Here is a 348-nt window from a genome sequence, read left to right as displayed (position 1 = left end):
GATGCGGCTCTCCGGTGTGCAAAAAGACGTATTGTTTGTTCTGTATGGTCTGGCAGAACGTCAGCTGGCGGGCCCGTTCCCGGCGATGCAGCTTTTCAGCATCCTCAATAAGGGACGCCTCCAGCCCGTTGCCGATACCAATTTTCGTCGCTCCTGCCATACGCTGAACCGTCACGGCCTGCTCAGCAAATACCGGGATAATCAGTCACTGATGCTCGCGTTTGGACTGACAGAAGCAGGCCTGGAGATCGCCAGAGAGGTTTATCACAAACGCCTGACGGAGATGGAATAACCATGAAGAATGATGAGCTGGCCACACGACGCGCAGAGGCGATAGCCGGCGATCGG

Annotated in this window: 1 protein-coding gene; it reads left to right on the top strand. The window is 56.0% G+C overall.

What is annotated here, in order from left to right; all coding sequences use genetic code 11:
• The first annotated feature begins 1 nt into the window (after position 1).
• Positions 2 to 292, top strand: coding sequence for a hypothetical protein (locus M992_RS14410; protein ID WP_053909193.1), 291 nt, complete (start codon positions 2 to 4; stop codon positions 290 to 292).
• Positions 293 to 348 lie beyond the last annotated feature (56 nt).

This window comes from Moellerella wisconsensis ATCC 35017 (assembly GCF_001294465.1).
Lineage (GTDB): Bacteria > Pseudomonadota > Gammaproteobacteria > Enterobacterales > Enterobacteriaceae > Moellerella > Moellerella wisconsensis.
The sequence above is the reverse complement of the archived record's forward strand: the minus strand, read 5'-3'. Positions and strand labels throughout refer to the sequence as shown.